At 66.9% G+C, this 6,526-nt stretch carries 7 protein-coding genes; 4 read left to right on the top strand and 3 right to left on the bottom strand.

The genetic code is table 11. The annotated features are described in order from the left end of the window. The 4 genes from V7Q39_RS18340 to folD all read left to right on the top strand — a co-directional run. The coding region (locus V7Q39_RS18340) for a formate--tetrahydrofolate ligase (protein ID WP_333818053.1) at positions 1-117 on the top strand (117 nt) is incomplete at its 5' end. Positions 118-180: 63 nt separating this feature from the next. Further along, complete coding sequence (locus V7Q39_RS18335) at positions 181-492, top strand: chorismate mutase (protein WP_333818052.1); 312 nt, start codon at positions 181-183, stop codon at positions 490-492. Between the two features lie 13 nt (positions 493-505). Continuing rightward, positions 506-1,384, top strand: coding sequence for a bifunctional 5,10-methylenetetrahydrofolate dehydrogenase/5,10-methenyltetrahydrofolate cyclohydrolase (locus tag V7Q39_RS18330; protein ID WP_333818051.1), 879 nt, complete (start codon positions 506-508; stop codon positions 1,382-1,384). A gap of 14 nt (positions 1,385-1,398) precedes the next feature. Continuing rightward, on the top strand, positions 1,399-2,289 hold the full coding sequence (gene folD / locus V7Q39_RS18325; RefSeq protein WP_333818050.1) for a bifunctional methylenetetrahydrofolate dehydrogenase/methenyltetrahydrofolate cyclohydrolase FolD: 891 nt from the start codon (positions 1,399-1,401) through the stop codon (positions 2,287-2,289). Positions 2,290-2,350: 61 nt separating this feature from the next. On the opposite strand, the gene pdeM is transcribed toward folD, so the two are convergent. The 3 genes from pdeM to V7Q39_RS18310 all read right to left on the bottom strand — a co-directional run bounded on the left by pdeM (position 2,351) and on the right by V7Q39_RS18310 (position 6,283). Then, complete coding sequence (gene pdeM, locus V7Q39_RS18320; RefSeq protein WP_333818049.1) at positions 2,351-2,995, bottom strand: ligase-associated DNA damage response endonuclease PdeM; 645 nt, start codon at positions 2,993-2,995, stop codon at positions 2,351-2,353. Between the two features lie 78 nt (positions 2,996-3,073). Then, entirely contained in the window at positions 3,074-5,461 is a 2,388-nt protein-coding gene (locus V7Q39_RS18315) for a ligase-associated DNA damage response DEXH box helicase (protein WP_333818048.1), read from the bottom strand. Between the two features lie 174 nt (positions 5,462-5,635). Beyond that, entirely contained in the window at positions 5,636-6,283 is a 648-nt protein-coding gene (locus tag V7Q39_RS18310) for a glutathione S-transferase family protein (RefSeq protein WP_333818047.1), read from the bottom strand. Positions 6,284-6,526 lie beyond the last annotated feature (243 nt).

Genomic DNA, 6,526 nt, shown 5'->3' with positions numbered 1-6,526 from the left:
GCGGGCTTCATCGTGGTGATCTGCGGTGAGATCATGACCATGCCGGGCCTGCCCAAGGTGCCGTCGGCCGAGGTGATCCGGCTGAACGACGCGGGCCAGGTCGAGGGCCTGTTCTAAGCAGTCGCATTGCCCTTCGCGGGCCTTCCCACTATCTCGGGAGGGCCTGCAAGGGAGACCGCAATGCACAAGCCCGCCGACTGCACGACGATGGCCGAGATCCGGGCCGAGATCGACCGGCTGGACGAAGACCTCGTCCGCCTCTTTGCGGAGCGGGCGGGCTATATTGACCGCGCGGCCGAGATCAAGGCCGAGGTCGACCTGCCGGCACGGATCGGGAGCCGGGTCGAGGAAGTGGTGCAGAACGTCCGCGCCCATGCCGAGACCTACGGATTGCCGCCCGACCTGGTGGAAAAGCTGTGGCGGCGGCTGATCGACTGGTCCATCGCGCGCGAGGAAAGCCGCCTTGGACCGGACAGTCTGCGGAAGGGATGAAGGCGGGAACGCGATGACGGCCACACTGATCGACGGCAAGGCCATCGCGGCCCGGATGCGGGACGAGACGCGCGCCGAGGCCGGGCGGCTGACCGCGCTCGGTTGGGCGCCGCGGCTGGTGTCGATCTCGGTCGGCGATGTGGCGGCGGCGGAGCTGTATGTCCGGAACCAGAACAACTCGGCGGAAGCGGCGGGGGTGGGGTTCGAGGCGCGGAATTACCCGGAGTCGATCAGCCTGGAGCAGTTGCAGGGTGTGCTGGCGGGGCTGAACGCCGACCCTCGGGTGAACGGCATCATCATCCAGCGGCCCTTGCCCGCCCATATCCCGGTGAAGGCGCTGCAAAAGGCGGTGCATCCGATGAAGGATGTCGAGGGGATGCACCCTTCGTCCATCGGCAACATCGTCTACAACGACCTGACGCTTGGCCCCTGCACGGCGGTCGCGGCGGTGGAGATCCTGAAGACCCTGCCCCTGAAGATGGAGGGTCTGGACGTCTGCGTGATCGGGCATTCCGAGATCGTCGGCAAGCCCATCGCCTTCCTGATGATGGGGCTGGGGGCGACGGTCACGGTCTGCCATCACATGACCCGGCAGGTCGCGGTGCATTCCCGCGCGGCGGATGCGGTCTTTGTCGCGGTGGGCAAGCCGGGGCTGGTCCGGGGCGAGATGCTGAAGCCGGGCGCAGCGCTGGTCGACATCGGGATCAACCGGGTCGACGGAAAGACCGTGGGCGACGCCGATTTCGCCAGCTGCAAGGAAGTGGCGGGCTGGATCACGCCGGTGCCGGGCGGCGTCGGGCCGGTGACGGTGGCGATATTGATGAAGAACGCGGTGCTCGCCACGGCGATGCAGATGGACCATTACCGCAGTGCCTTTGCGGCGGCGGTTTGAACGGAGGGAACGGGATGACGGCCAAGGTGATCGACGGCAAGGCCTTCGCGGCGAATGTGCGGGCGCAGGTGGCGGCGCATGTGACGCGGCTGAAGGAAGAGAACGGCATCCAGCCCGGCCTGGCCGTGGTGCTGGTGGGCGAGGACCCGGCCTCGAAGGTCTATGTCAAGAACAAGCATGCCTCGACCATCGAGGTCGGAATGGCCTCTTTCGAACATCGGCTGGATGCATCGACCAGCGAGGCTGAGTTGCTGGCGCTTATCGACCAGCTGAACGCCGATCCCACGGTCCACGGGATTCTGGTGCAGCTGCCCTTGCCGGGGCATCTGAATTCGGAACTGGTGATCAACCGGATCGACCCGGCGAAGGATGTGGACGGATTCCACATTTCGAACGTCGGCTTGCTGGGGACCGGGCAGAAGTCGATGGTGCCTTGCACGCCGCTGGGCTGCCTGATGATGCTGCGCGACCATCACGGCAAGCTGGCTGGGCTGAACGCGGTTGTGGTCGGGCGGTCGAACATCGTCGGCAAGCCGATGGCGCAGCTTTTGCTGGGCGATAGCTGCACGGTGACGATCGCTCATTCGCGGACCAAGGACCTGGCCGAGGTGTGCAAGCGCGCCGACATCCTTGTCGCCGCCGTGGGCCGGCCCGAGATGATCACCGGCGAGATGGTGCGTCCGGGGGCCACGGTGATCGACGTCGGCATCAACCGGATCGAACGCGACGGCAAGGCGAAGCTGGTCGGCGACGTGCACTATGAAAGCGCGGCCGAAGTGGCCGGGGCGATCACCCCGGTGCCGGGCGGGGTGGGGCCGATGACGATTGCCTGCCTTCTGGCCAACACCCTGACCGCCTGCTGCCGGGCCAATGGCCTGGCCGAGCCGGAGGGGCTGACGGCTTAGGTGGGGTAGAACCCCACCCTACGCATCGGCGCGTGGGCGGATCGCCCAGGTCAACGAGGCGTCACCGAGGCATCGGAATGGCAAGGACGCGCGGGCCGGTGAGGATGGCCAGCGCGTCCTTTGCCATCAGGGCGGTGAGCGTGGCGTCATGCGACCTGAGCCCGCCGGTGTAGACCCCATAGGCGGGCAGGATCAGGCGTTGGGCATCGGCCAGGAAGCAGGGCCGCGACTGGCCGGCGAGGCTGGCCTTCGGGTGGTAATGGCCTGAAATCTCGGCCCTGTCCTGCAGCTCGGCGATGTGGCGGAAGGTGAAGGGCTGGAGTTTCAGCTCGGCCCGGTGGCTGCCGCCGATCTCGATCGGGCCGGGGTCGTGGTTGCCGGTGATCCAGGTCCAGTCCTTGCCCGCTATCAGCCGGGCCAGCCAGAGGCGGGAGGTTTCCTCGATCCCGTCGGCGGCGGCAAGGTCGTCGAAACTGTCGCCAAGGCAGATGACCGTTTCCGCCCCGGTCACGTCCAGATCGCGATCCAGCTTTTCCAGCGTCGCCTGCGTCTCGTAGGGGGGCAGCAGCGTGCCGCCGCGGCGGGCGAGGCGTTCGGACTTGCCGAGGTGCAGGTCGGAGACGGTCAGGGTCTTGCGGGCCGGCCAGAAAAGGCCGCCGGAGGAGAGAAGGTGCAGCGTCTCGCCGTGGAAGAAGAGCTTGTGCATGGGCGCTGAATGCCGTGGCGGCGGGGCGGTGGCAAGGGTCGAGCCTCCGGCGGGGATATTTGGGCAAAGATGAAAGGCTTAGGCGAGGCCCGCGGCTTCCATCAGGGCCTGGGCCTGGGCGGCGGCGAGGCGGTCACGCCCCGCGCCTTCGACGGGGACGCGGCTCGGCTCGAAGAAGAGCGGCGCGGCGAGGGGGGTGACGCGGTCGAGGCGGATGAGGTCGATCCTTGGGCCGACGCGGGCGAGGAGCTGTTCGATGCGGGAGAAGTCGATCAGGCCGCGCAGGGCCTCTTCCCGGGTGATCTGCAAAAGCAGGTGGTCGGGGTCGTAGCGGCGGAGCGTGTCGTAAAGGATGTCGGAGGAGAAGGTGGCTTGCCGCCCGGTCTTGCGGCGGCCTTGATGGCTGCGCTCGATCAGGCCCGCGATGATGGCGGTATTGCGGAAGGTGCGCTTCATCACCGCATTTCCGGCGAGCCAGGTATCGAGCCCTTCGCGGAGCGTTTCGAGGTCGAAAAGGGGCTTGGGGTCGGTCACGGGGTCGAGGCCCCAGATCAGCGTCGCATAGTCGGTGGCGACGAAGCCGAGGGGGGCAAGCCCCTGCGATTCCATCTGTTTCGTGACGAGGAGACCGAGCGTCTGCTGGGCGTTCCGCCCCGCGAAGCCGTAGATGCAAAGGTGTTCGCGGCCATCGTGGGGGAAGCTTTCCAGAAGCAGGGAATGGGGATCGGGAAGGCGCGAGACCTCACGCTGTTTCGCCAGCCACCAGGCGGTGTGGGCGGGCAGGTCGGGCCAGCTGTCCTGCTGGAAGATTTCCAGGATCCGGTCGGCGAGGAGGGTGGAGGTGGCGAATTTGGTGCCGTTGAAGACGGCGACCTTCGGGTCGCGGCCGGGAGTTTTCGAGACCTCCACCGTCATCTCGCGCAAGGACTCGTAGCGGACGACCTGGCCGCCGATCAGGAAGGTGTCGCCGGGCGTGAGCGAGCTGGCGAAGCCTTCCTCGACCTCTCCCAGGGGGGCGCCGTGGTTGCGGAGGCGGACCTTGAGGGTCTCGATGTCGATGATCGTGCCGAGGTTCTGCCGGATCAGAAGCGCGGCGCGGGGGTCGCGCAGGTGCCATTTGCCGTTGGTCTGCTTAAGGCGCTGCCAGCGGTCATAGGCCTTCAGCGCATAGCCGCCGGTGGCGGTGAAATCGAGGCAGGCGTCGAATTCCTGTTTCGTCAGAAGGGCGTAGGGCCCGGCGGTGATGACTTCGGCATAGAGCTGGTCGGCGTCAAACGGGCCTGCGCAGGCGGTGGCGAGGATGTGCTGGCACAGCACGTCCTTCGGGCCGGGCCCCCGCGGCTCGCCGTCGAGGGTATGGGCGTGAACCGCGTCCAATGCCGCCTGGCATTCCACCACCTCGAAACGGTTGGCGGGCACGAGAAGGGCCTTGGAGGGCGCGTTGTAGCGGTGGTTGGCGCGGCCGATGCGCTGGACGAGACGTTTCACATTCTTCGGCGCGCCGACCTGGATGACCAAGTCTACATCGCCCCAGTCGATGCCGAGGTCGAGGGAGCCGGTGCAGACCACGGCCCGCAGGGCGCCTGCGGTCATGGCCTGTTCCACCCGCTCGCGCTGTTCGCGGCTGAGCGAGCCGTGGTGGATCCCGATGGGCAGGTCCTCGGTGTTCTGCAGCCAGAGGTCGTGGAAGAAGATTTCGCATTGCGCGCGGGTGTTGTGGAAGATGAGCGTGGTCTTGTGGCGGGTGATCTCGTTCAGGATCGCGGGGATCGCGTAGCGCCCGCCGCCGCCGGACCAGGGTGGCGGGGCCTCGGTTTCCAGCATCGAGATGTCGGGGTCGGGGCCGGGGTCGGCTTCGAGGATCGTGGTGTTGGGCGCGAGGAAGCGGGCGAGGGCGGGGGGGTTCTCCACCGTGGCGGAAAGGCCGATGCGGCGGAGGTTCAGGTTGAGGGACTGGAGGCGGGCGATCTGGAGCACGAGCTGGTCGCCGCGTTTGGATTCGGCCAAGGCGTGAAGCTCGTCGATGATAACCCGTTGGAGTCCGGCGAAAATCCTTGGGGCGTCCTCGTAGCTGAGCAGGAGGGCCAGGCTTTCCGGCGTGGTCAGAAGGATATGGGGCGGGTCGGCGCGCTGGCGGCGGCGCTGGGTGTAGCTGGTATCGCCGGTGCGATCCTCGACACGGATCTTCAGGCCCGCGCCTTCGATGGGGGTGCCGAGGTTGCGACGGATGTCGGCGGTGAGGGCCTTGAGGGGGGAAATGTAGAGGGTGTGGAGGCCGGGGGGCGGGTTGGGACCAAGCTCGGCCAGGGTCGGGAGGAAGCCCGCGAGGGTCTTGCCGCCGCCGGTGGGGGCGATGAGCAGGGTGGCGGGATCCTGCGCCCGCGCCAGCATGTCCTGCTGATGGGGGTGAAGCGTCCAGCCCTTTGCGGTGAACCAGTCGGAAAGGGCTGGGGGGAGAGTGGCCATGACCGAAGAGATAGTGTGCCGATGCGCCTTGGGGAACGGGGTGGGGCGGTCCGGGGGTTAATCTGTTGATTTTACAAGGGACACCCAATCTGCATCGCGTATGGATGGCGTATGGCTTCCGTCCATACGCGCGGATGACGCCGAAGACGTTAACCATGGCGCGCGAATCGGGTGTCAGGCCGACATGTGGTCGCGGCCCGAGGCGCGGAAGGAGGGGAGGAGCCGGACAGCCGACCACCAATGGCTCAGGGCCGGGTAGCGCGGAAGCAGCGCCCCGCCCTCCTTTGCGGCGGCGAAGGCGGCAATCATCGGAGCGAGATGGCAATCGGCCAGCGTAAGGGCGGCGGGGGCAAGGACCAAGCTTTCGGTCGCGATCGCGTCGAGAGCGGCGAGGATCACGGGGGCGCGGGCAAGGCCGTCTGCGATCTGGGTTTCATCCGGGGCCAGACCTTCGAGCGGGCGGAAGACGCGATGGGCATAGACCTGCAGGACGAGCGGGCGAAAGACATAGCCGTCCGCGATGGAGATGACCTGTTGCATCCGCGCAGCGGCCTGCGGATCTTGCGGGACAAGCGGCGGGCCGGGCCAGGCGAGGTCGACATAGCGCGCGATGGCCGAGGTCTCGTAGAGGGTGAAGCCGCCATGCGACAGAACGGGGACGCGACCGAAGGGATGGGAATAGCCTTCGGGGAGCGGCGGCACGAAAGGGTTGACCTCGATTTCGGTGAACTCGACGCCTTTGGCGTGAAGCACCATCCGGGCGATCCGGGTGTAGATGCTGTGGCGATAGCCGGTGAGGCTGAGCGGATCTGCGCTTTGCATTCGGCGACTTTGCATGCGGCGCGTGACCACGCCAATCGGTCGCGAAGAATTTTCGCCGGAAATTCTTCTTTCCGGGCGATTTTCCCGCAGGCCGGGGCCGATGCTGAAGCTTGGGCTTTTCGGAGAAAAATCTTCCCCAGGCCGCGTCATTCCGCTTGCCGGAACCCTGTCCCCCGCCTAATCCAAGCCGCATGAGACTGCTTTTCCTTGGCGATGTCGTGGGCCGGTCGGGCCGGACGGCGG

This window comes from Tabrizicola sp., assembly GCF_036781545.1.
Classification (GTDB): Bacteria; Pseudomonadota; Alphaproteobacteria; order Rhodobacterales; family Rhodobacteraceae; genus Tabrizicola.
This window is presented reverse-complemented; position numbering and strand designations above follow the sequence as displayed.